The organism is Nocardia sp. NPDC058497 (genome assembly GCF_042720195.1).
Taxonomy (GTDB): domain Bacteria; phylum Actinomycetota; class Actinomycetes; order Mycobacteriales; family Mycobacteriaceae; genus Nocardia.
In genome coordinates, this window is the sequence record NZ_JBHXMY010000361.1 from 1 (window position 1) to 2,566 (window position 2,566).

Below are 2,566 nucleotides of genomic sequence, written 5' to 3' on the forward strand. Positions count from 1 at the left end.
CACACCCCCACACCGCACACACCGCGTTATTGGCTGTTCGTGGGAGAGTCTTAGTGATAGATCACCCGCGGTCGCGCGCGCCACCCACCCCCCCCGCCGCCCGGCAGTCGCTGCCGGACCGGGTGAACTGGTTGATACTCGACGACGAGGCGACCCAGCTCGGCGTGGCCGAGCAGGACGCGGCGCCGATCACCGACGCCGAGCGCCGCGCCGCCGTGCACCTGGACCAGGCCGCATACATCATCTATACCTCTGGATCGACCGGGTTGCCCAAGGGTGTGCTGGTCACGCACCGAGGCCTTGCCGATCTGATCGCGAGTTCCGGCAGCGCGCTTCGCGTGGATGCCGACTCCGTTGTGGCACATGCTGTCTCGCCAAGTTTCGATATATCGCTCGAGGAGATCCTGGTGACCCTCGCCGCGGGTGCCACCCTGGTCGTCGTGCCGCCGTCGGCCGCTGCGGGCGAGGAGCTGGCGGAGGTGCTGCGCGCACACCGTGTCACCCATCTCGATGTCACGCCTGCGGTTGCGGCGTCGCTGGATCCGACGACGCTTCCCGACCTGCGCACAGTGCTTGTCGGTGGTGAGGCCTGCCCGCCCGAGTTGGCGGCAAAGTGGTCCGGGCGGACCCTGCTGAACGGGTACGGCCCGACGGAAACCACCGTGACCGTGACCTTGAACGAAGCTCTCACGCCCGCCGCACCGATCACCATCGGCAGCCTCGTGTCCGGGGTCTCCGCCGTTGTGCTCGACCCATGGCTGCGACCTGTTCCCCCGAATACGACGGGTGAGCTGTACCTCGCCGGACCCGCGGTGGCGCGCGGCTACCACCAGCGCAACGGACTGACAGCCGGACGATTCGTCGCCAACCCGTACGCGCCGGGCGCGCGGATGTACCGGACAGGCGACCTGGTGCGCTGGAGCACGCGGAAGGGCAGGCTGGAGCTGGAATACCATGGCCGCAGCGACTTCCAGGTGAAGGTGCGCGGCTTCCGTATCGAGCTGGGCGAGATCGATGCGGTGCTGCAACGGCATCCGGACATAGACTTCACGATCACCCTCGGCGCCGAAACCGGTTCCGGTGCTACCGCGCTGGTGTCCTATGTGCTCCCCAGGCCGGGAGCCGAGGTGGATCCGGAGGCCCTGAAAGCGGCTGCCGGCGAATCGCTTCCGCACTATATGGTGCCCGCGTTCATCGTGGTGCTGGACAGCATTCCGCTCACTCCGCTCGGCACGGTAGACCGCAAGGCTTTGCCCGCACCGGATACCAGCGTGCACGCGACCGTCAGCCGCGCGCCGTCGACTCCGCGCGAGGAGGCACTTGCTGCCCTGTACGCCGAAGTACTCGGGCTGGAGGCGGTGGGTGTCGACGACAGCTTCTTCGCGCTCGGCGGGGACAGCATCGGATCGATCCAGCTGGTGTCCCGGGCGAAGGCAGCCGGGCTCGGGTTCAGTGCCCGGGATGTTTTCGAGCGCAAGACTGTTGCCGCGCTGGCCCCTGTCGCCACCGAGGTACAGGCGCAGGTAGTGGACGAATTGCCGGGTGGCGGTGCCGGCGCTGTCGAGCTCACCCCGATCGTGCACGCGATGCTGGACCAGGGGGAAACGTGGCGCCGGGCCGGCCAGGCCGTATTGATCGGCCTGCCGACGGGTATCGAGCGGGCGCGACTCGGCGTGGCCGTGCAGGCGCTCGTCGACCACCACGACCTACTTCGTTCCTCGTTGCGTCGCGCCGATGCAGGCTGGGAATGGGTTGTCGCCGATCGCGGTTCGGTCGATGCCGACGCGCTGGTGGAGGTCGTGGCGGCGGGTCCGGACATCGAGGAGACCTGCGAACGCGCAGTGCGGCGCGCTGCCGACCTGCTCGACCCCGAGTCCGGCGTCGTCGCGCGGTGTGTCCTGATCGAGCGAACGGACGCCGATCCCCTGTGCTGGCTGGTCGCCCACCATCTCGTCGTCGACGAGGTCTCCTGGCGAATTCTGCTGCCGGATCTGGCCACAGCGGCGCTGGGCGGCGCCCTGCCCCCGGTCGGCACCTCGTTCCGGCGCTGGGCGCACGGTCAGATCGAGCACGCGGGCGGGAGGGTCGACGAACTTCCGATCTGGCAGCGCGTTCTGGCGACCCCTGATCCGGCACTCGGCTCCGGCACCCTGGATCCCGCGGTCGATGTGGTCGCCACCATGGCGCATCGCCAGAGCACCATCGCACCGGATGTCGCGAACACCGTGCTCACCACCGCGACCGACCGATTCCATTGCAGCGCCGACGATGTGCTGCTCACCGCACTCACGATGGCACTGGGTCGCTGGCGCGACCGGACCGCTGCACTGTTCACCCTGAAGGGCGACGGCCGCGTCGAGGACATCCTGCCCGGCGCCGATGTCGCGCGCACGGTGGGCTGGTTCACCAGCGTGTACCCGGTGGCCATCGACCTGGCCGGCATCGACCTGGCCGACGCGTTCGCGGGCGGGGGGGGGGGCGGGCGCCCCCGGGAGAGCCACCCACAACCCCGGCGCGCCCGGGGACGGCCACGGGCCCCGGGTGGGCGTGTTGGGGAGCAGCTAAC

The 2,566-nt window shown here is 69.4% G+C and carries 1 protein-coding gene; it reads left to right on the plus strand.

Annotated features, from left to right (window positions below; translation table 11 throughout):
* Positions 1-122: 122 nt before the first annotated feature.
* On the plus strand, positions 123-2,566 hold a 2,444-nt coding region (locus tag ACFWPJ_RS21930), incomplete at its 3' end, for an AMP-binding protein (RefSeq protein WP_378854105.1).